Genomic DNA, 23232 nt, shown 5'->3' with positions numbered 1-23232 from the left:
TTTCCCCATGCAGAACGTTTGAGCATTATTGAATATTGTTGGCTTTTTCTACATCAGAGGGTAAGGGGACATTAAAGGGTTTTTCCTTTGTCGCGGAGCTCTGAAAAGGGGTATTTATCGACCAAGGCATTGGTCGGTCTCCCAGGACTAAAGAGTAAACAACCATACATAAAAGAAAGACGAGTAAAACAGCGCTGAATGGTATCCGACGATTAAATAATAAGCCGATACCGGCCAAAATAAGAATTAACGGCCACAAGTCAACAACATGCACCCAAAAACTCCAAGACAACAGCCCATAATTTATTAGCAAAAAAACGATCCCTAAGGTAATTAAAAGCAACCCTCTGCTTATCGGATCAAACCCTCGTCTCATTTTCTCCCTCCCCGAAAGATAATAGCCAGACCAATGACAATCAGGAACAACGGCCACATTTTACTCATATCAAACCATCGGGGAAGAATACGTTCCAGCAGAAAGAATACGCCTAACGTTACTAAGATTCCCCCGGCAAATTTTGATCGATTCTCATGCCGATCCTGTCTGTCAAATTCTTTTGTTTCAACCTCGATATCTGCAACCGAATCTTTTAAGACATTCCCTATCCCATGATTATGAGCTTCAGAACTTCTGCCTATCTCTCCAGGATTTATCGGAATTATTATCCAAGCGGCCAGATAGGCCACAATTCCGACCCCTCCTGCAAACATGGCCACTAAAACGAAGAGTCGGACCAAAGTGACGTCAACGCTAAAATAATCAGCCAGACCTCCACAAACCCCTCCTAACATTTTTACATGTTCAGAACGATATAATCTCTCAGTCACATTATTTTCCTCCCAATACGTTGTTGTATAATTTTGTTCAACACTTTTAATACGCTGAGGAGGGTTTAAATGTTTCAAACCCAAAAAAATTTCAGCCTTATAGTTTGGACATTATATAGAAGGCTAAAAAAGAAACTCCGCAAATAAAAATGCGGAGTTTTACCCATGCCAAAATTATATCTTGAAATTATGTTTTTAAATCAACTAGATACTATTGTTAATTTCTTCAGTAGCTTTTTCAATTTCCTCATTGGATACACCATCTTTTCCTAGGTTAAATTTGATGGCATCCGCCCAAAAGGCACACTTAGCACTAATTTTTTTATACATTTTAGCATTGGCTTTATTCGTTTTAGCTCTTGCGTCTGCATTGGACTGAACTATTGAACAGATATATAGAGCTTTAATTCGCATGTCCTTATCTAGTTCGTTAAAGGTTTGATTAAGTTCCGCGATTAAACTTCGATAATACTCCGTAAACTCCTCAAAGGGTATTTCAGAATCCATGTGTAAGTATTCTTTCAATTTATCAAATAGTTTTTCCAATGTTCACCCTCCAAAAAAATCGCCTTCTGATTTGACTTAAATAGTATATCTCTATTTCGCTAAAATCACAAGAATTATCTGCTTTTGCCGATTTCTCTTGAAGGAAAACCTAAGCTCACAGGAAGATATTATGCAGTTCTTGACTCCTTAGTAAGTTGACGTTAAAACTTCAAAAAGTGGTTATTACTTAAAAAACGCAGATGTTGTCTTTCCTTCTTCAAACACTCTTTTGGATACTGCCTGCGTCCTCTGGGAATCGACCTTCCAATAACTAATCCCATCCTCAGTCAAAAAATCCCCCGGCAATGTTTGTGAAGAAATCTCCGGTGTTCCGATCCGAAATAAGACATTCGATAAGGCCCATATCTGGCTTAAGGAGAGATTTGTTTCAACAGATTTCATGAATTGAGGAATTAGCCACGGCAATTTTGGAATCGTTTTTACTTGAAGCAATTCTTTCTCTATTGCTTTTAAAACGGCCTGTTGCCGGGCTGTCCTAGCTATATCCGCTAAAGCATCTTGACGAAATCTGGCATATTGCAAGGCCTGTGCACCATTTAAACGCTGAGTCCCTTTCTTTAAATCAATAATCCCATCGACTTTGTCTCCAGTCACATAATGCATATCTTTTTCAACCGTAATCGTGATTCCTCCCAAGGTATCGATAATATCTTTAAAGCCCGTAAAGTTCGTAAGAACATAACCGTCGATTGGTTGACCTATTAATCCTTCAATCAATGCAGAGGTCGTATTAAGCCCTTTGCCAATTCTTGCAGCTGCATTGATTTTACTCTTACCGTAGCCTGGAATCATGATTTGAGTATCACGCGGTATAGAGATAAGAGCTATTTTCCCATTTTCTGTGTTAATGCTGGCGACTACTAACGTATCCGTGTTGCTTAACGATTTTTCATTAGGACGACGGTCAACACCTACTAGGAGTATCGTGACACGTTTATTTTTAGGGATAGGGGCTGAATCGCTTGAAGGAGCTGCAGGGGGACTGCTGGAGATGTGGGGGATCTGGGAGATCCGCTGGAGAACTTGAACCGGAATCTTGCTGCATTTGATTACCTTCAGGGGCAGACTCATGTTTTTCTTCCACCAGAGCGGACGGGTTTTCTTTCGCGTGTTCTGAAGCCTTTAGGGTTCTTGCTTCCCCTGAAAATTGGCCAAAAATGACAGGGCTTAACACAAACCCAACTCCAAGAAAAACCCCGAACAGAAAAAGTAAGCCATATACTTTGCAGACCCGGAAAAATGATCCATATTTTTTTTTCTGCAACCGAGTCCACCTCGCTAAAAAGCAAAATTCTACTTTCTAGCATCAAACAATTCCTTTAAAAATATTCCAGAATTCAGATGTAATTTTTTAGCAATTTTTGTGCTCTCTCAAAGGTACATCGTTAAAAATATTACATATAATACCATGCGAGGTGTATAGTTATGGATATTCTTAAACGACTACTTTCTAAGCTCTTTATTGCCAAAGCTTCGGACAATAACGTGGTACAAGAAACAACGGAGAACAACGTTGCCAGCGAAGAAGAAGAAATAGAATTAGGCGATAATAATTTGCCAAGGACATCTGTTAATCTTATGAATAAATTCTTCCGCTTTCAACGATCTCAGTCAGAACCTCCGGAATTCTTGTACGAAAATGAGGCTTGGTCTCCAAATCAAGAATATGTTGGACTTTTTCACAAAGGCAGCCATCAAACTCAAGATCAAGATTCAACTCCTTTAAGTCCCCAATAATAATCATATATCGTCAACCATCGGTCATTTGATAAACGGGTGAATTATTGGAAAGGGGGAGCTGCTTTGAATCCTGGCAACGCCCGTATTTATGCACCCGTAATGAGGGCACCTTTGCTCTTTCATCAAAACAACTCATTATCAAATCACAGTCACTATCCAATTCCACAAAATTATTCACCATATCCTGTAACCACCTCCGTACCACGTTTCTCACCGTACGAACAACGCCGCTTCCCTGTTCCAGCTACTTCACCCTCTAATTACCAATCTTATTCTTATCAGCCCACTGTACTAGGAAGCATGCCGCCTTTATCTATAGCTTACCCATCAGTTTACGTTCCTGATAGAACGTATTCAGTCCCGGGTTCTCCTAATGGTTTAACCTTGATTTTAATCGCTATTCTACTTTTAGTTGCTCTTGACCTAACATTCGTACGACCTCAGAAAGGGTATTAAGTCAAGAAAACTTTGGCCGACACCCGAGACACTGTCTTTGCACTTATCCTGATCAGAAAGTATGTAACGTAAGTTATACTTTCTGATCAGGATAAAAAAGGACCCGTGAACGTCATAACGTACACGAGTCCTTTATCATTGTTTTATCGACTAGCCATTGGCAAATAGGTTAATCGCTCAGGGAGAACATCATTCCTCAATAAATCCGAATGATTTTCACGTTTCACAATGACATCTGCATGACCGCCCTCCACCAATACCACACCTGGCCTAGCAAGGCGGTTGTAATTTGAAGACATGGAGTAATTATAAGCACCTGTACAAGATATTGCTAATAAGTCACCAGAGTGAGCTTTTGGTAAGTTGATATCCCAAATCAACATATCTCCAGATTCACAGCATTTTCCGGTAACCGAAACTTCTTCAGCGGTTTCTTCATTGGCACGATTGGCCAAAACTGCTTCGTAACGAGCTTGATAGAGCGCAGGGCGTGGATTATCCGCCATCCCCCCGTCAACGGCAATATATTTTCGTATCCCAGGAATCTCCTTGATGGACCCAATCGTATAAAGCGTAGTACCGGCAGTCCCGACAATCGAACGGCCGGGTTCAATAATAATTTTCGGAAGCGGAAATTTGTGTGTCTCACAGGCGGTCTCAAGGGCATTATGGACCGTTCTGGCATAATCCTCAATTTGAGCTGGAGCATCACCTGAGGCATAATAAATTCCGAATCCTCCACCTAAGTTTAATTCCTGCAAAAGGTATCCTGTACGTTCAAGAATATCAGCCATATATTGAATCATAACCTGGACTTCATGACTAAAAGAGTCCAATTCGAAAATTTGCGACCCAATATGAGCGTGGATTCCTTTGACTGCTAGGTTTGAATAGGACAATGCTAAATCTAAGGCCCGATCTGCGGTGCCATTCGAAAGCGTAAAACCAAACTTAGAATCAATTTGACCGGTTTGAATGTATTCATGGGTATGGGCTTCAATACCTGGGGTTACTCGAAGAAGTATGTTCACGGATTGCTGCATGTCTTGAGCAAGTTCGTTTAAAAGATCCATTTCGTAAAAATTATCTACAACAATACGTCCAACGCCAACCTTTAGGGCCATGGTCAATTCTTCTCGTGACTTATTGTTGCCATGAAAATAGATACGCTCAGCCGGAAATTCAGCCTGCAGTGCTGTATATAGTTCTCCCCCTGAAACGACATCTAAACCTAACCCCTCTTGATCAACGATTCGACACATAGCTAGGGTCGAAAAAGCCTTAGAGGCATAGATAACTTCCGCATTTTTCAGGCCTTCGACAAACGATTTGTAATAGCGTCTGCATATCTCCCGAATATGAGTCTCATCCATGATATATAAAGGAGTCCCAAATTGTTGAGCTAATTTTGTAGTATCACGCCCACCGATTTCCAAATGTCCTTGTTCATTGATTTGTTGAGTACCGTGCAGTCTCATGTTTCTTCCTCCCCAATCACTAATAGCTATACTCTTCAACCGTTTAAATACGAACGGCAACAGAAGGAGGTCCTCTGTTGCCGCACAACTGCACGCAAACATTGACCCTCTTCTCCTGTTGGGAGTAGTTCTCCACACGATGTAATCAAAAGCATCGTGTGACAGTCCCACAATTCTTTACTGTAGGACCAGCACCAAAAATCACGCTTTTTTTTGGGCTTCGGCGAAATCCCCTTTTCCATGGGCTCATCAGTTGTCGCAGCCTTCTCCACGGTACTATTGTCATTCGCGCCTCTACCGCACCTCCAAAGAGATGAGGCATATGAAATTTAAATAATTATATCAGACTTCCGATTGAAGGTCAAAACATTTTTAGGGGAGGATGTAGGATCATCGAATCTTAGAGTTCATTATGCCCCGCGTTGTTCTCCCTCATCTTGGGATTTTTCCTTACTTGTACTTACTCCAAGTGCGTTTGACCACTTGCCGCAGCGATCTCCCCATCGAGCCAAGCTTGACCCGTCTTGTAAAATTTCGATCACTTCACAGCGGTTAGCACACCCGGAACATTCAAAGCTTTTGGCATTAAATTGGGTTTCTCCTAAATGCAGCCCTCGAAACTGTGTCCTATGCCCAGGGTTCAATCCTATTTTTTCCTGTGCTAAGTAAGCAGCTCCTAAGGCACCCATAACCCCATAATGTTCAGGGACAAGGACAGGTTGTCCTAACTCTGCTTCAAAAGCTTTACATATCCCTGGATTAGCAGCTACACCACCTTGGAAAAAAATTGGCCCTCGTATATCCTTATTCTTACCTACATTGTTCAGGTAATTTCGAACCATCGCTTGACAAAGGCCAGCTAAAATATCAGGAAGAGCATGCCCTAACTGCTGTTTGTGAATCATATCTGATTCGGCAAAAACTGAACAGCGCCCAGCAATCTTTACGGGATTTTTTGCTTCGAGGGCTAATCGGCCAAATTCTTCAATGGGTATACCTAGTCTCGCTGCTTGCTGATCAAGAAAAGATCCCGTTCCGGCGGCACAGACGGTATTCATAGCAAAGTCAGAAACAACCCCATCGCGAAGAATAATGATCTTGGAGTCTTGTCCTCCAATTTCGAGAATCGTTTGTACCGAAGGGTCCACTCGAGAGGCAGCTACAGCGTGGGCTGTAATTTCATTTTTGATAACATCTGCTCCTAGCAACGTAGCCGCCAGTTGCCGTGCACTTCCCGTTGTTCCTACCCCTAGTATTTTTGCCGAATTTCCGATTTTTGACCTTAAAAGTTTCATTCCTTCTTGAATCGTTTGCATAGGACGCCCTTGAGTACGCAAGTAAAGGGTTAAGGCCACGTTATCATCCTCGGTCAGCAACACTAAATTTGTGCTGACCGAACCAACATCTGCACCTAAATAAAAGCTATCTTCCCCCAACAACCGACACACCCTCTCTAGTGTTTTCTGGAATACGTTTGTGTCGTGGTCTTTCTAATAAGTCAACAAACGCTTCCAAACGAGTCTGTACCCCCGCGTGCCCAGTATGTTCATCAACAATGAGTGTCATAATGGGTACTTGATAGGTTTCTTGAACTCGAGGCAATACGCTGGCTGCCACAATCTCAGGCATACAAGAAAGAGGAAACAGTTGAATAATCCCATCGAATCCTTCTCTGGCAAATTTGACTGCGGCGCCAACAGTTTCTTGTCCATGTCCTCCCACAAAATGCGGCAAAAACGGTTTGGCGTGGTTATGGTAAGAACGGATTGATCGATAACCTGGAGCCAGACCTTGAAAGATATGATTCCCCACCCAGCCGGAAAGATAAATAGAGCGGTCCACCTCTACTCCAAGATGCCCCAGTTGCTCTTCTATTCCTACGGATGTGTAGGGATCTAAAATGGTATAAATTTCTCCAATGATTCCTATGCGCAGGGGCTTTTGCTGTTTCTCAGAAACCATGTTTCCCGCAGATTGACGATCACGAATACACTCCTGCAGCCAACGCACTATATCCTGTATCCCTTTTACTGTCATCGTCTCTGCTAAGCGTTTCTTACCTTCCTCGTAAAGAAGTTCGGTTTCTTGGGGATTAGGCAATCTCGGTCGTGCAGCATGGATTAAATCTTCAATTTGATCTAACGCTACACATTTCAGATAGGCAAAGCGCAAGGCTTTAAGAATCGATGCCCAAGAATTTCTCGTTCCGGCTAAATACCTAATACGTTGAGCCAGACCTCTCAAACTTCCATCGGGAGGTTCAAGAGTCACAACATCCAAACTGTAACCAGCATCTCTGAGAATCTGCCCTTCTATTTCCCCATAATAACCAAATCGGCAAGGACCAATTCCCCCAGTGATAACGATCGTATCTGCGCCTTCCTGCGCTGCTTCGATGTAATTACCAAGATTCAGTTTCAAAGGCAAACACGCTGCTTCAGGTGCCAGCTTAGTACCCAGCGTTAACGTTTGTTTATTATTGATGGGAGGAACAACCACCTCAACATTGAGAGATTCAAAGAGAGTTTGAATAACGATCCATGCGTTCCCCATGTGTGGAAATGTAACCTTCACGAGCCTTCCTCCTTTCGACCATGTCCAGAAAGGCCTCAAGGCGAGTCACCAACCCAGCTTCGCCAGTATGTTCGTCGAGGGTTATCACCATGTAAGGCTTATGTTGGTCTCGTACTTTTCGCGCTACTAATTCTTGAACCATAGAATCTGTACCACATCCAAAACATGTGAGGTAAATAATCCCATCGATGGTTTGATCTTGAGCAAATTTGTTCCCGGCACCATAGATTTGCTTGGCATGACTCCAAAATAGTTTCTTGCGCAGCCCCGATAAATTCACTTCAATTTCGTCCTGTTCAACATGTTGGATTAAGTTCACTTCCGCTTTATCACGAAGGCGTCCCAGCAGATTCAGGTTCGCATAGCATTCTTGGATTAGATAGGAATGTCCGATTAAGGTAATTCTTAAACGATGATTAGTTTCGCTGATTTGTCTCAAGGAAGACGAAAAAGCCTCTCTTTTGGTCCCTTGTCCGGGTTTAGGAGAATTTGAGGAGGGCATCTGTCCCCTTGTGAGCTGCTCGATTTCACGCATTTCCTCCTCAAAATCCCACCCTTTTCCTCTGGAATCTTGATAGCACTGCTGCCATTTTTGCCCTTCCATGAAGGCGGCACGAATCTCTCCCTTACTTTTGCCAACTTCTAAACCAAAAATTTGGAGGTCTTTGAGGACCTGACGCTGGCCCTTGCGCCAATTGATGACGGCACTTAGTACCGGAATTCCAGGAGGGACTGCAGGTAGCAAGCTTTCTGGTATACCTAAGAACTTCGGACAATTGTAGGTATTTGCTTCTATACTGACCATACGAGGCAAAAAAATCGCATCGACATCCTTTAAGGTCTGCATATGTCCAGCCAGCAGCTTAAGCGGTAAACACGTTTCGTCACTGGTTTTCTTGAGGCCGTCCTCCATAATTTGACGATTTGTTGGAGGGGAAGTAACAACCTCTATACCGAGCCGATAAAAAAAGCCGGCCCAAAAAGGAAAATAATCATAATAAAAAAGAGCACGCGGAAACCCTATTTTCACACTTATGGCATCCTTTCTTAATCTATTTATCCTTACCCTCCGGCTGCCGGATAGGATCCTGAGGCTTTAAAACACTTGGGCGCGTATTCTTAATTGGAACTGGTGACCGAACCAGTACTGTTCCCAAGGCTTTAATATTTAAAGGCAAGAGAGGCCAAAGATAAGGCACTCCAAAGGATTTTGTTCTCCATAAAAGAAAGAGTACGAGAAACGCTCCGATTAAGAATCCCCAGAAGTTAAAAAGTCCGGTCATAATAATGATAAACAAACGAGCCAGTCTATTGGCCAAACCCAACTCATAACTCGGTGTCGCAAACGTTGCTACTGTAGCCACGGCAACATAGAGAATGACTTCGGGAGAAAACATTCCAACTTTAACGGCTATGTCCCCTAACATAAAAGCGGCGATCAAACCTAACGCTGTCGCCAAGGGGGCCGGAGTGTGAACTGCTGCCATCCTCAGGAGATCCACTCCAAATTCCGCCATTAATACTTGGGGAAGCAAGCCGATTTTTGCAGCTTTTGAAACACCGATAAACTGAAGCCAATCCGGAAGTAATTGAGGGTTTAGAGCTGCACCCAACCAGAGGGGAAGCAAAAACAGAGCGGCAAAAACACCCGCGAAACGTATCCAGCGGAGATATGCTCCGACAATTGGTTCCTGGCGATATTCTTCCGCATGCTGCAGATGACTCCAAAACGTCGTCGGTGCCATTATAACGGAGGGTGAGGTATCGACAATAATCGCGACGTGGCCTTCCAGTAAATGAATTGCTGCAACATCCGGACGTTCGGTATAACGCACACGGGGATAAGGATTCCAGAATTTACTCCCGAGAATGAATTCTTCCACGCTTTTTTCGGCCATGGGAATCCCGTCAATTTTTATTGCTTGAAGATCTTCCTGGATTTTCTTGACCATCTCTGGGTTGGTAATATCTTCGATGTAAGAAATACAAACATCTGTTTTGGAGCGTCCTCCTACTTGAACCAATTTCATACGCAGTTTTGGGTCACGCAAGCGTCTGCGAATTAAGGCTGTATTCATGACAAGAGTCTCTGTAAATCCATCACGGGACCCTCGGGTAACACGTTCAATATCTGGTTCGGAAGGCTGACGAGAAGGATAGGTCCTGGCATCAACAATAATTGCCTTATCTTGTCCTTCAACAAAGATTGCCATTGGACCCGACAAAACAAAATAGAATACCTTATCCATCGTTTGGACCTCTGAGACCTGCAAATCCACAATGCGTCCTTTAACCAATTTATCTAAGGCATTAACAATTAGGTCTGAACGTTCCAGGTCAATCAAGGCATCTAAGATATAACTGGCTACATGCGTGTCAACCATCCCGTTAACAGAATAAATGGCTATCCTTTTACCGCCAATGGACATCTCTCGAAGGACTATATCGAAATTATCCGGAACTCCTAATTCCTTATTGAGGTAATCAACATTCTCCTGGTAATTTTTACTAACCGGGGTGTTTTTCTCACTTGAATTATTATCCATACCTTACCTCCTTCTGCACGGTTCTAAGATCACGGTTTAATCATCAAGTAATCTCAATTTCTAATGCTCTAGCCTTTAGGATTGAACGTGACAGACATCACATACCCAAAAAATACGGCTGCGGCAATTCCAACGGCTGTTGCTTCAATACCACCCGAAAATGCCCCAATAATCCCACGTTTTCCGACAGCATCCATAGCCCCCTTGGCTAGACTGTACCCAAATCCGGATAAAGGAATCGTCGCTCCTGCTCCTGCCAGTCTCACTAACGGTTCATACAATCCTAATGCTCCAAGAATTGCTCCGCCGGTTACATATGAGACTAATACATGGGCAGGAGTAAATGACGGTTTGGTCAAGTCCATCAATAATTGGCCTATAACACAGATCAATCCACCAACGATAAAGGCTGGTACAATCATATTAAACATAGAATTGCTCCTTTCAGGCTTCGATAACTACCGCATGTCCTATTCCTGGTATTGATTCTCCTTGCATTGCAGATGTAGGACTATGTAGAGCACCACTCCCAATCAGCATAACTCGCTTCAACTCACTTGCCTTAAGTTTCTGCATAATATCACCGGCAAAAACAACGGCAGAACAGGCACAACCGCTAGCTCCGGCGTGAACATCCTGCGTTGAATCAAAAATCTTAACTCCGCAATCCGTGAATCCTGTGCCCATATCTACACCACTCTTTTTAAGTACTTCACCGGCAAGAGCTAGGCCCACTGCACCTAAATCCCCAGAAGCTATTAAATCGTAATCTTGAACTGTACGCTGTAAATCTTGCAGGTGATTGAGGATTGTATCGGCAACCGCAGGAGCCATCGCTGCGCCCATATTGTTGGCATCAGTCTCCCCATAATCTATAACTCTGCCTATGGTTGCTGAAGTAATTTTTGGCCCCACCCCCTGTTTGCCAAGGAGTACACTGCCAGCTCCCGTCACAGTCCACTGAGCACTCATCGCTCTTTGGTTGCCCTGTTCGGTTGGCAAACGAAATTGTCGTTCTGCCGTGTCATGATGACTGGATACTCCAATCAGGACATGCTGAGCGAATCCACCGTCAATCAACATACTTCCAATCGCCAGGCTTAAGGCCATTGTTGAGCAAGCGCCATAGACACCGATAAATGGCAGCGCAATTTGTCGCGCAGCAAAATTTGAGGAGACAATTTGATTAAGCAAATCCCCTGCCAGCATAAACTCAATTTGCTCTTTGGAGATGCCTGACTGATCAATACTTCCTTGCAGCGCTTCCTGAAGCATTTTGCTTTCTGCCAGTTCCCAGGATTTTTCACCATTCAACTGGTCCTTCCAAACATTGCCGAATGTTTTTCCAAGCGGACCTTGTCCTTCTTTAGGACCAACTACCGAATAAGACGATAGTATCACCGGAGGATTGGCAAACACCACGGTCTGATTACCTATTCGTTTTAAATCCATGACATATATTCATCCCCATTCGCAACCCAGAATCAAAGTTTTCTTACATAACATTAGTCTTAATCTTTAACGCACAAAATAGGTTATGACACCGATCACGATCGATGCAGCAATGCCATAGACAAGTACAGGTCCGGCAACGGTAAACAGCCTTGCCCCCACTCCTTGAACATACCCTTCACGTTTAAATTCCATAGCAGGAGAAACGATCGAATTTGCAAAACCAGTCACTGGAACAATCGACCCGGCCCCCCCGAATTTTCCGATTTCATCATAAACACCTAATCCCGTCAGTAAAGCACCTAAAAAAATCATTGTGGCCGTCGCCGCATTTGATGATTCTACACGTGTCAACCCAAAGGACGAAAATAAATTGATGATGACCTGACCTATTGCACAAATAATTCCTCCAACGAAGAATGCCCGCAACATATTTTTCGCTACGGTAGGCTTTGGGGTATACTTTTGAGATAACGTTTTATATTGTTCCGGAGAAATTGAAATGGTTGGCGGGCGAAGAGTTTGATTAGCCATTCAGCTGCCTCCCTTATACAGACTAATTTGTATTATTAATGAAAAGTGGCTAAATTATACTTAGAAAACTCTAGACTCATTAAAAATTGCAGATATTTCGACAGAGCTTGCCAAGAACACTTTAAATCCTAAGCAGGAAAATTATGGGTAATAACGAATTTATTAAAGGTCATCGATTAGAGCAAGCCCTGCAAGCTAAAAACTAAGAGAATGCTCCACTTCATTAATAACGTTCCTCTTCCGAAATCAGACCTAACTATAAATCAAACTTCGCGATACAGGTCACCGTTATGAATTCAATTTAGGGGGGATGGTCTTGAACCTTGATAAAAAGATAGAGCGCCTTACCCTGTTCTTGCGCTTAGACGGAGAACTGGATATGCACACTTCAGCCACCGTAAGACAAGCTATAGACATTGAGATTGAGAAAAGAGGGATTCGTACAGTCATTCTCAACCTCCAGAACGTTCAATTTATCGATAGTTCCGGACTTGGAGTTATTCTTGGGAGGTACAAGAAGCTGCTGTCCTTAGGGGGGAAACTTAAAATTACCAACGTACCTCCAAACGTTTACAAAATCATGGAATTGTCGGGGTTGCCTAAGATCATTAGCTTCTATGAAGATGAAGCCCATGCTTATGAGGAAGGAAGGCGAGCTTAAATGAAATCGAATCAATTAGCCCTAACATTTTCGAGTATTTCAGAAAATGTCGGCATTGCGCGGTTGCTCATAGCTTCAGTGGGAGGGCAGTTGGACCTGCCTCTCAATGATATTGAAGAACTAAAAGTTGCGGTCTCCGAAGCGGTTTCTAATGCCATCATCCACGGTTACCACAATCAGTCAAATCGGATTGTTTATCTCAATCTAGAAGTCGCGGGCGATCTCCTCAAGATTGTTGTAAAAGATGAAGGATGTGGAATCCCAGATGTAGAACAGGCTATGCAGCCTGCATTTAGCACGGATCCTGAACGAATGGGCCTAGGCTTTGTTTTTATGCAATCGTTTATGGATGATCTCCAAGTCGATTCTGTTGTTGACATAGGAACAACCGTGACAATGATGAAGCAACTTAAACAATCATCCAGCGCTTCTCATTAGGGGGGCGTGATATGATTCAACGATTAACGGATATGAATCTTCCTCACTTCCCGCTTCTCTCTGATCAAGAGATGATGGAGAACCTCCGTGCTGCCAAAGATGGAGATGTCCAAGCGCGAGAGCGTCTAATTAATTGCAACTTGAAACTGATTTTCAATCTTGTTCAACGTTTTGCTCATCGTGGGTACGAAATGGAAGACCTCTTTCAAATTGGAACCATAGGCCTCATTAAAGCAATTGATAAATTCGACTTCTCCTACGGTGTTAAGTTTTCGACCTATGCCGTACCGATGATTATCGGAGAAATACGTCGTTTCCTCCGTGACGATCACCCCTTGAAAGTTCCTCGTTCTTACAAGGAATTAGTGTACAAAGTAAATCGTGCACGTGATGAACTTTCTTCAACCTTAGGCCGCGAGGCAACTATCGGGGAAATCGCCGCCAACATAGGGGTTGACCGAGATGAGATCGTTGCTGCCCTGGAAGCCATTCAAAGCCCAACCTCCATTTATGATACCCTTTACCAGGATGACTCCGATCCCATCTATGTACTCGATCAACTCTCCACCGAAAAGGGGCCCGACCCTAGCTGGTTTGATAAAATTGCCCTCAATGAAGTTTTGGATAAATTGCCCGAGCGAGAAAAGCGTGTGCTCTTGATGCGCTTCTTTGAAGACAAAACCCAAAGTCAAATCGCCAGTCTCTTAAATCTCTCGCAAGTTCAAATTTCTAGGATTGAGCGAGCAGCTCTCCTGAGAATTCGCGAATTATCCAGGATTGATGAACATTCTGACTCTAGTTCTAAATCTGATTCTAACTCAGCGTCAAACTCTGATTCCGAAGATTCATCCAAGAAGCGCTTAGACTAATATCCAATGACGCCTCTCAGAGTACGCTTCATCTGTTCTGCTAATCCGGCCTTTTCTACGGAATTCTCAGCGATTAAATTGACACTTGATTGCAAAACATCATTTCGATACAACAGAATCTCGCCTAATTTTTGCCCTTTCTGAATCGGAGCACTTATTTCTGGGTTGAGCTTAGTTTCGACCCAGAAATTTTTATCATTTCCTTTTTCAGTAGTAGCTCCCAAGGCTTTCTCTGTAACTGCATTTACTTCATCTGCCATCCCTTTCTGAACTTTAACAGTGCCCTGTTTTTGTCCGGCTGGAGCAAACGCTTTGAACTGATATTTAGCAAAACCATAATTATAGATTTTCATAGATTCCGCAAAATGTCCTCGCACTTGCGGAACCCCCATTACGACACAAATTAGCCTTAAACCATTTCTTTCAACGGTAGAGGCGAGACAGTACTTGGCCTCATTTGTCCAACCGGTTTTAAATCCATCTGCGCCTGGATACCACCAGAGCAGTTTATTCGTATTCCAGAGCTTAAATTTACCATCGCGCAAATCATACTCTTTAATACTTGTTAATTTTCGAATCAAGGGGTATTTTAGAGTTTCTCTCGCAATTACGGCCAAATCGTAGGCACTCGTATAATGCCCCTCGGCCGGCAATCCATAGGCATTGACAAAATGCGTATTTTTCAGGCCTAGGGCTTGGGCCTTACGATTCATCTCTTCCACGAATGCTTCATGAGTTCCATCGATATGTTCTGCTACAGCGACACAACCGTCATTTGCGGACCCCACGGCGATGGCAATTAACAGTTGCTCCAAGGTTAATGTTTCTCCAGGTTCAAGATAAATTTGTGAGCCGCCTAATTTACTGGCGTTTTCACTGGCAGTCACTTTATCTGTTAATTTGACTTTCCCGGACTCAACAGCCTCTGCTGCCACGAGTAATGTCATTAGCTTGGTAACACTTGCCGGTGGCAATTCTTTATGCGAATCTTTCTCATAAAGAATTTGACCTGAGGCTGCGTCCATCAAAATAGCACTCGTAGCTTCGGTCTCAATCTCCGCTCCCAATACAGACCGGACATTAGCAAAGCCGATGTTGCCGAGCACAAGCATTAAAGCAAGAACAATGGCTAATCCTTTTCGCATTTTGACTCCTCCTCGTTAAATTTATTGTTATTATTCCCGAAAAGGAAAATTATATCGGGATTACATGTTAAAGTTAAAAGTAATTATGAAAAGCCAAGGATGGCGAGAAGGGACCTGTAGAAAGTATTGGACGAAGTGATGCTTTCTGACAGCATTAAAAAAGTCTTTAGGACGCCGACTGGCGACCTAAAGACTTGAATTATTAAGACTTGAATTATTAAGAAAATGTTTTCTTGGTTATTTTGCAGCAACTTTTGGGATAAGACCCTTCACAATGGAAGAATGCGTCCGGAACAGTTTACGAATCGAGTCAAAAACTATGATCACTGCCAAGATAATCATTAACCCCGCCAAAACCGCTGGTAAGGTTTGATGTTTCGGAATATAAGTGTTTACAATCGTCAAATACCCAGCGACGGTAGAGGTTATTCCCATAAAAAGCATGGGCAAAAATGTTGTTAGAGTGTAACTGATTTTTTGGGATCGCCTTAAAATCATATTTGAACCAATTGCTAGAGCTAATGTTGCCAATAACTGATTGGAAACCCCAAAGATCGGCCAAATGGTGGCTATATCCCCTCCATAAAGCAGATAACCCCAAGCAAAGGAAACAAAAGCACTTAAAACAATGGACAACACCACAGATTTAGATGTTCTTATTGGTTTAAATACTAAACCCAAAAAGTCTTGGGCAATATAACGGGCGACACGAGTCCCTGCATCAATGGTTGTCAAAATAAAGAGCGCTTCAAACATGATGGCAAACTGATACCAATAAGCCATTAATCCTTTTAAGCCAGGTATACTGGAGAATATATGAGCCATACCCACTGCTAAACTTACGGCACCGCCTGGTCGGCCAGCCACATTCTCTCCTACCATTTGCGAAAGGATCGGCAAGTCTTTAATCTGCATACCCAGATGGGCAAAGATTGCTGGAGACGTGTTAATTGCAAAGTAATCTCCAGGGGCTAAAACCGTGGCGGCAATAAGGGCCATCATGGCTACAAAAGCCTCCATGATCATACCGCCATACCCGATCAGTTTAATATCTCCTTCGTTCTTGAGCATTTTTGGCGTCGTACCCGAGGCGATTAAAGCGTGGAATCCCGAAACTGCCCCGCAGGCAATTGTAATAAATAGGAAGGGCCAAACTTTACCATTAATGATTGGACCGCCGCCATTAACAAATTGTGTAAATGCCGGCATCTGTAGTTGTGGATGGACGAATACAATTCCTAACGCTAAAGCAGTAATCGTACCAATTTTCATATAAGAACTGAGATAATCCCGCGGTGCCAAGAGAATCCAAACTGGGAGTGCCGCAGCAATGAAACCATAGATAGGAAGAATTAGTTCTAAGGTTTTGGAATCATAAAAGAACAAAAAGGCCAGTGGAGAATTTTTGATAACCGGACCCAGGGCAACAGCCAATAGGATTAAAGCCACACCAATGACAGAAGCCTCGCCTAATTTACCAGGCCGAAGTTTGTGCATATAGATACCCACGAATACGGCAATCGGAATCGTCATTGAGATTGTAAAAACACCCCAGGAGTTTTGATACAAGGCATTGACAATAACCATAGCTAGGCCTGCCATCGTTATGGTGATAATAAACAGAATTGCTATCCCTGTAATAAATCCAGTGATTGGGCCAACTTCCTCTTTGGCAATATCCGAAAGACTTTTCCCGTTATAACGCACTGAGGCAAATAGTACCACTGCATCGTGGACTGCGCCGCCTAGTACCGCTCCGATCAAAATCCAAAGGGCACCCGGCAAATAACCGAATTGAGCAGCTAAGACTGGACCAACCAGAGGCCCCGCCCCTGCTATGGCTGCAAAATGATGGCCAAAAACAACCCACTTGTTCGTAGGGACATAATCTTTTCCATCCTCCATGCGCATAGCCGGAGTTGGAACATTGGAATCAAGGGCCAATACTTTTGCCGAAATAAAAGCACCGTAAAAGCGATACGCCAACATAAGAATTAGTGCTGAAGCAATGATAAGGGTTAAAGCGTTCATTTTGTTACTCCTTTCACAGAAATTTAATTTTTTAACTTATCTCTGTGCCCAGTATACAGTTGAAGAGTTTTCTAGGGTTGATTTCAACAAAAAACACAAGATTTACAGTGTGTTCTACCGTAAACCTTGTGTAACATGCAGACATTATTTAATTCTTATAGTCTCTCACTGGTTTGTCCCTTGACTAGAGCAGCATAAAGAGTCTATATTCCCATTCGTTCTCGAAACGCTTTTACATAGGTTCGGCTTACAGGAATCTTGCTATTATCCGTCATAATCAAATTATAGGTATTGTTAAACCAAGGAATGATCGATCGAATCTGGTCTATTTGAGCTAAATAGCTTTTGTGAACTCTTAAAAATGGCGACTTAAGTAACCCTTCTAATTGAGTCAAAGTATAGTTCGTCAGATAACTCCGATCTCTCGTAACCACCCGCACGGATCGTTCTTCTATCGTGGCATAGATAATATCCCCAATAGGGATGAGAAATATCATGCCATTCTCTTCAACCTTCAGCTTACCTTCACGTTCTTTCACTGCATTCAAGGATGAATAAATGTGATCTAATTTTGTTAGGAATTCGTGGTTTGTTTCTGGGAATGACGTACTATTCAGATTCTTACCTTCGATACGTTTCTTCAGTCGCTGCATTGTTTCAGCTAAACGTTCTTCATGAAACGGTTTTAAAAGATAATCTACTGCATTAATATCAAAGGCGTCAATCGCAAATTGATCATAGGCCGTCGCAAAGACAATGGCTGGAGAATAACCCATTTGAAGTAATTCTCGTGCCACATCCACTCCTGAGGCATCAGGCATTTGAATATCAAGAAAAATGGCATCAGGGCGTAACTCGAGAAACTTCCTAATTGTTTCCTCACGAGATCCAGCTTCTCCGACAACCTCCATATCGGGGATTTCACGTAACAAAAAACAAAGCTCGTCCCTTGCGGGACGCTCATCATCAACTACCATGACACGCAAAAACCTCACCCCTCTTCGTTAATATCCAAACGATCAGCAGCCGCTACGGGAGGAATTTTCAAAACAACTTCCGTTCCCTCATTTCTTTTGCTTTTTATTTTAAACTCAGCCTTTTGTCCATATAAAATATTCAGACGTTGAGCGACATTCTGAAGGCCAATTCCTAACCCTGACGTCGCTACTTCACCTCCGGCCTGAATACAGGATAATTTTTCGGGTGAGATTCCTACACCATCATCCCCAATCCTTATCAGCAACATGTCTTCTTCGACACGAGCAGAAATAACGACTTCGCCAGGAATATTCAGCGGGTAAATCCCGTGTTTAATCGCATTTTCAACCAAAGGCTGCAACGTAAGCCCCGGTAGCCTCCAATTTAAGGCCTCGTCAGTGATCTCTTCGCGCACAGTAAGCCGTTCAGAAAAACGGGCTAATTCGATTGCCAGATAAGCACGGATATGTTCGCACTCTTCGCGCAGGGTTACAAATTTTTCCCCACTTTTGAGATTCTTGCGGAAAAAATCTCCCAGTTGCAATAAAAGGTGACGAGCCTTTTCAGGATCTGTTCGGCTAAACGAGATCACAGTATTTAAAGCGTTAAATAAGAAATGTGGGTTCACTTGAGCCTGAAGAGCCTTTAGTTCAGCTCTATTCACCAATCGTGCTCTGGCTTCCAACGAAGCTAATTCTAATTGAGTCGAAAAAAGCATGCCTAAGCCGGCACCAAATTCCCAATCCACAGGACTTATCGCCCGAGCACGTTCCCGATAAATTTTCAAGGTGCCCACAATGGACTGTTGGAAATGGAGTGGTACTACTAAGGCTGAAAACAAAGGACAATTTGGTTCAGGACAACCAATTTCCACCCTAGTCGCAGCAAGTTTTAGATCACCAGATTCCAAAGCCTGATGCGTAGCCATCGTCTGGATTTTATGCCCTGCCTCATGGTGGTCTGAAGCTTTACCTACATGCGCCAAAATTTGTTCCCGGTCCGTCAACGCCACGGCTGCGACATCCGTTTGTTCATAAATAATTTGGGCAACTCGACTCGCCGTTTCCTTCGTCAACCCTAACCGTAAGATTGGCAGGGTTAAATTGGCTATATGCAAAGCCTTTTGGGCTTGTACTGCACCGATTCTTTCTTCTTCTTCCAAGGATCCATGAATCACGGTGGTAAAAATTGATATACCGACCCCATTCATGATAATCATCGGTAAGCCAATATCCTTCACTAAGTCCCAGGCAGCCAAAAATGGTTTGGCAATTATCAAAATAAGGAGCATTTGGACTATTTCAATCCCCATGCCAACGAGCAAAGATCGTTTCCAAGACAAATTTCCTGAGAATTTCCGTCCGAAAAAACCTGCAATCCCACCTTCGACAATCGTTGCTATCCCACAGGCGACAGCGGTAAAACCTCCTAGAATGGCTCTATGTCCACCAGCCAAAATCCCAGCAGCAATTCCGACCAAAGGGCCTCCGAGCATTCCTCCGACAGCAACTCCGACAACCCGAGAATTTGCCAGAGCACCTTTTATTTCAACGCCTGAATAGGTACCGGCAATTCCAATACTTCCAAAAAGAATCACCAAGAACATCTTCTCTTGGATATTAGCCTTGCCACGCAACATTCTTTTAAAGAGCTTCGTCCGGCTCATGACGTAAGCAATCGTCACGATCACGCTGATATTAAGCGCCAGGTCTTGGAATAATCTCCAGAACATCATCGTACCCCTTATCTTCCGTTCGATTACAGATACCAGCAAATTTAAAATTACATAGTTTACTTCAACTTTTAGGAATGGGAGCTTTATATTCGATAAGAGGCTTTAAAAAACTTCCTCATTAATACCTTAGATAGCGTTTCGACGGAACTTTTAGATCCTTTAATCCATGCCAGTAACAAGGATTGAGGTAACGCAAGCTCATGGGAGGATATAGTTTATGCCGAAGTACGCATCCCCGAAAAACTTGAATTCCAAGCTCCTCGCATTCCTTTTGGAAAGTTTCGCTCCAAGTCTGCTCTTGGAACCAAATCTTGCTCGCTCCGGCCATCGAGGCTTCTGTCACGAGAGACGTCAGCATCTCCGGTAACAAGCAAGGTACAATTACCGTGACCTTATCCTGGAGTTCAGCCACACTTGGATACACTTTACTCCCATCAATCCGCTTTAAATCCTCAGCTACAGGATAGACTAAACAGCCACATTCTTTTAAAGCCCGCCAAACTTTCCATGCATGTTTATGAGTTTTGAATTTTTGGGCATTTCCTAGAACTGCATAAGTATCTCCCGTAGTCAACCCTTCAACGAAAGGATAAATTGTTTTCTCCCGCGCCATACAGATTCCCCCTTCCCTGTGCCTTCTCTATCATATACGTAAGGAAGGGGAATTTATGTTTAAGCAAGTATCATTGTATTACTTCATAAATGTATCTGAGAGATTTTGGTTCCATATCCGTAAAAGAATAAGCTTTTTTAGATAGTTCCCCAGCCTCTTGCTGTTCTTCAATATTCGTATGCAAAATACAGAGTACATCTCCTGCTTTAACGTTATCTCCAACCTTTTTCACCATAGTAACTCCTGCTGAAAAATCTATCGTATCCTCTTTCTTTTTTCTCCCGGCACCCAGCAGCATTGCAGTAATTCCTATCTTTTCAGCATCAATGGCTGAAACATACCCGCTCTCTGATGCTTTAATTTCAAGATGATACTTGCTTTGGGGTAGCATATTAGGATTGTCAACCAATTCTGGATTTCCACCTTGGATTTGAACTAACTCCTTAAACTTTTTAATTGCCGCACCCGATTTAATGATCTTACTAAGTTCATCGTAAGCCGTTGAAAAGTCTTTATAGGCCCCACCTAAAACGACCATATAAGATGCCAGGGTTAATGCTATCGTCGTCTCATCCTCTGCTCCATTTCCCTTCAAGATTTCTATGGCCTCTTTAACTTCATTGGCATTCCCAACTTCATGTCCAAGGGGTTGACTCATATCAGTGACGACGGCAATTGTTTTTCTATTTAACGATTTTCCTATCTCAACCATGGTCTTAGCCAATTCAATCGCTTCATCCACTGTTTTCATAAATGCCCCAGAACCAACTTTAACATCTAGAACGATACAGTCAGCACCAGAGGCTATTTTCTTGCTCATAATACTGCTGGCAATCAAAGGAATGCTGTCTACGGTTGCTGTCACATCTCTAAGGGCATAAATTTTCTTATCGGCCGGCGTTAAATTGGCGCTCTGACCTACTATAGCCATCTTATGTGTATTAACATTGTTAACAAATGTTTCCCGATCTAACACCGTCTTAAAGCCTTCTATGGACTCTAATTTGTCGATGGTGCCGCCTGTATGACCCAACCCCCTGCCAGACATTTTTGCTACAGGTATTCCTACCGAGGCAACAAGAGGAATAATAACAAGGCTTAGTTTATCTCCTACTCCACCTGAAGAATGCTTGTCGACTTTAATTCCCTGAATGTTTGATAAATCATTCTTATCCCCTGAGTCAACAAATGCTAAAGTGAGGTCGGCAATCTCTCTCTTATTCATGCCCTTAAAATAAACTGCCATGAGAAACGCTGACATCTGATAATCTGGTATTTCCTCATTGACATACCCATTTACGACAAAATTAATCTCATTTTCGGCGAGAATCTCGCCATGTTTTTTCTTTTGAATAATATCTACCATTCTCATAGAAATCACTCCCCTATATCGTCCCTTTTCTGCATTCACCTTAATCTTTTCGTATTTCAGGCCAAAAACTCGTTCCAACGGACAGAGGTTCGACCTCTAAATACTCCGCGACAGTCGCACCTAAATCGGCAAAGGTCGATCTTACACCTAAATTTACGCCATTTTTTATCTTGTGACCATAAGCAAGCAGAGGAACATATTCCCGGGTGTGATCTGTTCCCTGCGTCGTTGGATCGCAACCATGATCGGCGGTAATGATCAGCAAATCGTCGGGACGCAGACGTGATAATAGTTCTGGCAGACGTTGATCAAAAGCCTGCAGAGCCTCAGCGTACCCTTGCACATTATTGCGGTGGCCATATACCATATCAAAATCCACAAGATTGGCCATAATCAGACCTCCGCTGGTTGTTGTCATGTACTCTAAGGTCTTATCGACACCCTCCATGTTGTTCTTTGTCGGTATAAAATCCGTAATTCCCCTGCCTGCATAGATATCACGAATTTTTCCGACCGCATTAACTGCGAGGCCATGATCCGTAATATAATCTAATAAGGTTTTGCCAGGAGGTTCCAGGGCGAAATCATGACGATTAGGGGTGCGATAAAACTGGCCGGCTTGTCCTAAAAATGGCCGGGCAATGACCCTACCCACCTGTAACTCATCCGTTAACAGCTCACGGGCAAGCCGGCAAAAACGCATAAGTTCCTGCAGCGGTATGACGTCTTCATGGGCAGCAACTTGAAAGACCGAATCAGCGGAAGTGTACACAATCGGTTTACCCGTTCTCACATGTTCTTCTCCCAAACGCTGGATAATTTCAGTTCCTGAGGCCACTTCATTCCCAATCACGCCTCGGCCGATAGCCTGCTCGTAGCGCCTGATAAACTCTTGAGGAAAGCCTTGCGGAAACGTCGGGAGCGCCTTATCTAAAATGACTCCAGCTATTTCCCAATGCCCGCTGGTTGTGTCCTTTCCCAACGAAGCCTCTGCCATTTTGCCATAACTTCCTATAGGCTCCGCCTGAGCCTGAACCCCTTGGATCTTGTCGATGTTGCCCAAACCCAGCTTGGCAAGATTGGGAAGCTCCAATCCTCCAATGTACTTAGCTATATTGCCCAGAGTGTGGCTTCCCACATCTCCATACTTACCTGCATCCGGCATTTCTCCGATGCCGACACTATCTAAGACAATAATAATACTACGTGTCATAG

General features: G+C 43.2%; 23 protein-coding genes and 1 riboswitch. Of the genes, 4 read left to right on the top strand and 19 right to left on the bottom strand.

From position 1 onward, the window contains the following. Positions 1-25: 25 nt before the first annotated feature. The 4 genes from VZF35_RS21655 to VZF35_RS21640 form a co-directional block, all read right to left on the bottom strand. A complete protein-coding gene (locus VZF35_RS21655; protein WP_407308425.1) occupies positions 26-376 on the bottom strand; it encodes a LiaI-LiaF-like domain-containing protein in 351 nt (116 codons plus the stop codon). Continuing rightward, on the bottom strand, positions 373-828 hold the full coding sequence (locus VZF35_RS21650; RefSeq protein ID WP_407308423.1) for a PspC domain-containing protein: 456 nt from the start codon (positions 826-828) through the stop codon (positions 373-375). The genes VZF35_RS21655 and VZF35_RS21650 overlap by 4 nt, the downstream gene beginning before the upstream one ends. Positions 829-1032: 204 nt before the next feature. Next, on the bottom strand, positions 1033-1374 hold the full coding sequence (locus VZF35_RS21645) for a hypothetical protein (RefSeq protein WP_407308421.1): 342 nt from the start codon (positions 1372-1374) through the stop codon (positions 1033-1035). Positions 1375-1557: 183 nt separating this feature from the next. Next, positions 1558-2466 carry an LCP family protein gene (locus VZF35_RS21640; RefSeq protein ID WP_407308419.1) on the bottom strand — a complete coding sequence of 303 codons (909 nt, stop codon included), beginning with the start codon at positions 2464-2466 and terminating at the stop codon, positions 1558-1560. Positions 2467-2820: 354 nt separating this feature from the next. Here VZF35_RS21640 and VZF35_RS21635 point away from each other — a divergent pair, with 354 nt between their 5' ends. After that, positions 2821-3132, top strand: coding sequence for a hypothetical protein (locus VZF35_RS21635; protein WP_407308417.1), 312 nt, complete (start codon positions 2821-2823; stop codon positions 3130-3132). A gap of 602 nt (positions 3133-3734) precedes the next feature. On the opposite strand, the gene lysA is transcribed toward VZF35_RS21635, so the two are convergent. The 8 genes from lysA to spoVAC form a co-directional block, all read right to left on the bottom strand. Continuing rightward, the gene (gene lysA / locus VZF35_RS21630; RefSeq protein WP_407308415.1) at positions 3735-5069 is read right to left on the bottom strand and encodes a diaminopimelate decarboxylase; all 1335 of its coding nucleotides are present in this window, start codon (positions 5067-5069) and stop codon (positions 3735-3737) included. Positions 5070-5186: 117 nt separating this feature from the next. Then, positions 5187-5374, bottom strand: a riboswitch (Lysine riboswitch). 105 nt (positions 5375-5479) lie between these two features. Next, positions 5480-6508, bottom strand: coding sequence for an acyl-CoA dehydratase activase (locus tag VZF35_RS21625; protein WP_407308412.1), 1029 nt, complete (start codon positions 6506-6508; stop codon positions 5480-5482). Further along, complete coding sequence (locus VZF35_RS21620) at positions 6492-7643, bottom strand: acyl-CoA dehydratase activase-related protein (RefSeq protein WP_407308410.1); 1152 nt, start codon at positions 7641-7643, stop codon at positions 6492-6494. Before VZF35_RS21620 ends, VZF35_RS21625 begins: the two co-directional genes overlap by 17 nt. Next, complete coding sequence (locus tag VZF35_RS21615) at positions 7585-8673, bottom strand: acyl-CoA dehydratase activase-related protein (RefSeq protein ID WP_407308408.1); 1089 nt, start codon at positions 8671-8673, stop codon at positions 7585-7587. The genes VZF35_RS21620 and VZF35_RS21615 overlap by 59 nt, the downstream gene beginning before the upstream one ends. 22 nt (positions 8674-8695) lie before the next feature. Then, the gene (locus VZF35_RS21610) at positions 8696-10189 is read right to left on the bottom strand and encodes a spore germination protein (RefSeq protein WP_407308406.1); all 1494 of its coding nucleotides are present in this window, start codon (positions 10187-10189) and stop codon (positions 8696-8698) included. A gap of 68 nt (positions 10190-10257) precedes the next feature. Then, a complete protein-coding gene (gene spoVAE, locus VZF35_RS21605; RefSeq protein ID WP_407308404.1) occupies positions 10258-10620 on the bottom strand; it encodes a stage V sporulation protein AE in 363 nt (120 codons plus the stop codon). Positions 10621-10633: 13 nt separating this feature from the next. Further along, positions 10634-11641, bottom strand: coding sequence for a stage V sporulation protein AD (gene spoVAD, locus VZF35_RS21600; protein ID WP_407308402.1), 1008 nt, complete (start codon positions 11639-11641; stop codon positions 10634-10636). 66 nt (positions 11642-11707) lie between these two features. Further along, positions 11708-12175, bottom strand: coding sequence for a stage V sporulation protein AC (spoVAC, locus tag VZF35_RS21595; protein WP_407308400.1), 468 nt, complete (start codon positions 12173-12175; stop codon positions 11708-11710). Positions 12176-12491: 316 nt separating this feature from the next. On the opposite strand from spoVAC, the gene spoIIAA reads away from it, so the two are divergent. From spoIIAA to VZF35_RS21580, 3 genes are read left to right on the top strand one after another with little or no spacing between them, the layout of a single operon-like run. Beyond that, positions 12492-12836: an anti-sigma F factor antagonist gene (gene spoIIAA / locus VZF35_RS21590; protein WP_407308398.1), complete on the top strand. Its 345-nt coding sequence runs from the start codon at positions 12492-12494 to the stop codon at positions 12834-12836. After that, complete coding sequence (spoIIAB, locus tag VZF35_RS21585) at positions 12837-13274, top strand: anti-sigma F factor (protein WP_407308396.1); 438 nt, start codon at positions 12837-12839, stop codon at positions 13272-13274. An 11-nt stretch (positions 13275-13285) separates the two neighbouring features. Further along, complete coding sequence (locus VZF35_RS21580) at positions 13286-14143, top strand: SigF/SigG family RNA polymerase sporulation sigma factor (RefSeq protein WP_407308394.1); 858 nt, start codon at positions 13286-13288, stop codon at positions 14141-14143. On the opposite strand, the gene VZF35_RS21575 is transcribed toward VZF35_RS21580, so the two are convergent. The 7 genes from VZF35_RS21575 to VZF35_RS21545 all read right to left on the bottom strand — a co-directional run bounded on the left by VZF35_RS21575 (position 14140) and on the right by VZF35_RS21545 (position 23230). Continuing rightward, the gene (locus VZF35_RS21575) at positions 14140-15288 is read right to left on the bottom strand and encodes a D-alanyl-D-alanine carboxypeptidase family protein (protein WP_407308392.1); all 1149 of its coding nucleotides are present in this window, start codon (positions 15286-15288) and stop codon (positions 14140-14142) included. The genes VZF35_RS21580 and VZF35_RS21575 overlap by 4 nt on opposite strands. A 237-nt stretch (positions 15289-15525) precedes the next feature. Continuing rightward, positions 15526-17319 (bottom strand): carbon starvation protein A, encoded by a 1794-nt coding sequence (locus VZF35_RS21570; RefSeq protein ID WP_407308390.1) that lies wholly within the window; start codon positions 17317-17319, stop codon positions 15526-15528. Positions 17320-17522: 203 nt separating this feature from the next. Beyond that, entirely contained in the window at positions 17523-18296 is a 774-nt protein-coding gene (locus tag VZF35_RS21565) for a LytR/AlgR family response regulator transcription factor (RefSeq protein WP_407314777.1), read from the bottom strand. A 14-nt stretch (positions 18297-18310) separates the two neighbouring features. Beyond that, positions 18311-20029, bottom strand: coding sequence for a LytS/YhcK type 5TM receptor domain-containing protein (locus VZF35_RS21560; RefSeq protein ID WP_407308388.1), 1719 nt, complete (start codon positions 20027-20029; stop codon positions 18311-18313). A 121-nt stretch (positions 20030-20150) separates the two neighbouring features. Next, the gene (locus VZF35_RS21555; RefSeq protein ID WP_407308386.1) at positions 20151-20645 is read right to left on the bottom strand and encodes a CoA-binding protein; all 495 of its coding nucleotides are present in this window, start codon (positions 20643-20645) and stop codon (positions 20151-20153) included. A gap of 70 nt (positions 20646-20715) precedes the next feature. Next, a complete protein-coding gene (locus tag VZF35_RS21550) occupies positions 20716-22017 on the bottom strand; it encodes a pyrimidine-nucleoside phosphorylase (protein ID WP_407308384.1) in 1302 nt (433 codons plus the stop codon). 40 nt (positions 22018-22057) lie between these two features. Then, a complete protein-coding gene (locus VZF35_RS21545; RefSeq protein WP_407308381.1) occupies positions 22058-23230 on the bottom strand; it encodes a phosphopentomutase in 1173 nt (390 codons plus the stop codon). Positions 23231-23232: the final 2 nt, after the last annotated feature.

Origin of the sequence: Desulfosporosinus paludis, assembly GCF_045689965.1 — a bacterium.
Lineage (GTDB): Bacteria > Bacillota > Desulfitobacteriia > Desulfitobacteriales > Desulfitobacteriaceae > Desulfosporosinus > Desulfosporosinus paludis.
Note: the sequence above shows the minus strand (reverse complement) of the source record. Positions and strands in the feature narration are given on the sequence as shown.

Excerpts from the sequence above, each read along its gene's own strand:
- VZF35_RS21655 (WP_407308425.1), bottom strand. The coding sequence starts at position 376 with ATGAGACGAGGGTTTGATCCGATAAGCAGAGGGTTGCTTTTAATTACC.
- VZF35_RS21640 (WP_407308419.1), bottom strand. The coding sequence starts at position 2,466 with ATGAGTCTGCCCCTGAAGGTAATCAAATGCAGCAAGATTCCGGTTCAA.
- VZF35_RS21635 (WP_407308417.1), top strand. The coding sequence starts at position 2,821 with ATGGATATTCTTAAACGACTACTTTCTAAGCTCTTTATTGCCAAAGCT.
- lysA (WP_407308415.1), bottom strand. The coding sequence starts at position 5,069 with ATGAGACTGCACGGTACTCAACAAATCAATGAACAAGGACATTTGGAA.
- VZF35_RS21610 (WP_407308406.1), bottom strand. The coding sequence starts at position 10,189 with ATGGATAATAATTCAAGTGAGAAAAACACCCCGGTTAGTAAAAATTAC.
- spoVAE (WP_407308404.1), bottom strand. The coding sequence starts at position 10,620 with ATGTTTAATATGATTGTACCAGCCTTTATCGTTGGTGGATTGATCTGT.
- spoVAD (WP_407308402.1), bottom strand. The coding sequence starts at position 11,641 with ATGGATTTAAAACGAATAGGTAATCAGACCGTGGTGTTTGCCAATCCT.
- spoVAC (WP_407308400.1), bottom strand. The coding sequence starts at position 12,175 with ATGGCTAATCAAACTCTTCGCCCGCCAACCATTTCAATTTCTCCGGAA.
- spoIIAB (WP_407308396.1), top strand. The coding sequence starts at position 12,837 with ATGAAATCGAATCAATTAGCCCTAACATTTTCGAGTATTTCAGAAAAT.
- VZF35_RS21580 (WP_407308394.1), top strand. The coding sequence starts at position 13,286 with ATGATTCAACGATTAACGGATATGAATCTTCCTCACTTCCCGCTTCTC.
- VZF35_RS21575 (WP_407308392.1), bottom strand. The coding sequence starts at position 15,288 with ATGCGAAAAGGATTAGCCATTGTTCTTGCTTTAATGCTTGTGCTCGGC.
- VZF35_RS21570 (WP_407308390.1), bottom strand. The coding sequence starts at position 17,319 with ATGAACGCTTTAACCCTTATCATTGCTTCAGCACTAATTCTTATGTTG.
- VZF35_RS21565 (WP_407314777.1), bottom strand. The coding sequence starts at position 18,296 with ATGGTAGTTGATGATGAGCGTCCCGCAAGGGACGAGCTTTGTTTTTTG.
- VZF35_RS21560 (WP_407308388.1), bottom strand. The coding sequence starts at position 20,029 with ATGTTCTGGAGATTATTCCAAGACCTGGCGCTTAATATCAGCGTGATC.
- VZF35_RS21555 (WP_407308386.1), bottom strand. The coding sequence starts at position 20,645 with ATGGCGCGGGAGAAAACAATTTATCCTTTCGTTGAAGGGTTGACTACG.
- VZF35_RS21550 (WP_407308384.1), bottom strand. The coding sequence starts at position 22,017 with ATGAGAATGGTAGATATTATTCAAAAGAAAAAACATGGCGAGATTCTC.
- VZF35_RS21545 (WP_407308381.1), bottom strand. The coding sequence starts at position 23,230 with ATGACACGTAGTATTATTATTGTCTTAGATAGTGTCGGCATCGGAGAA.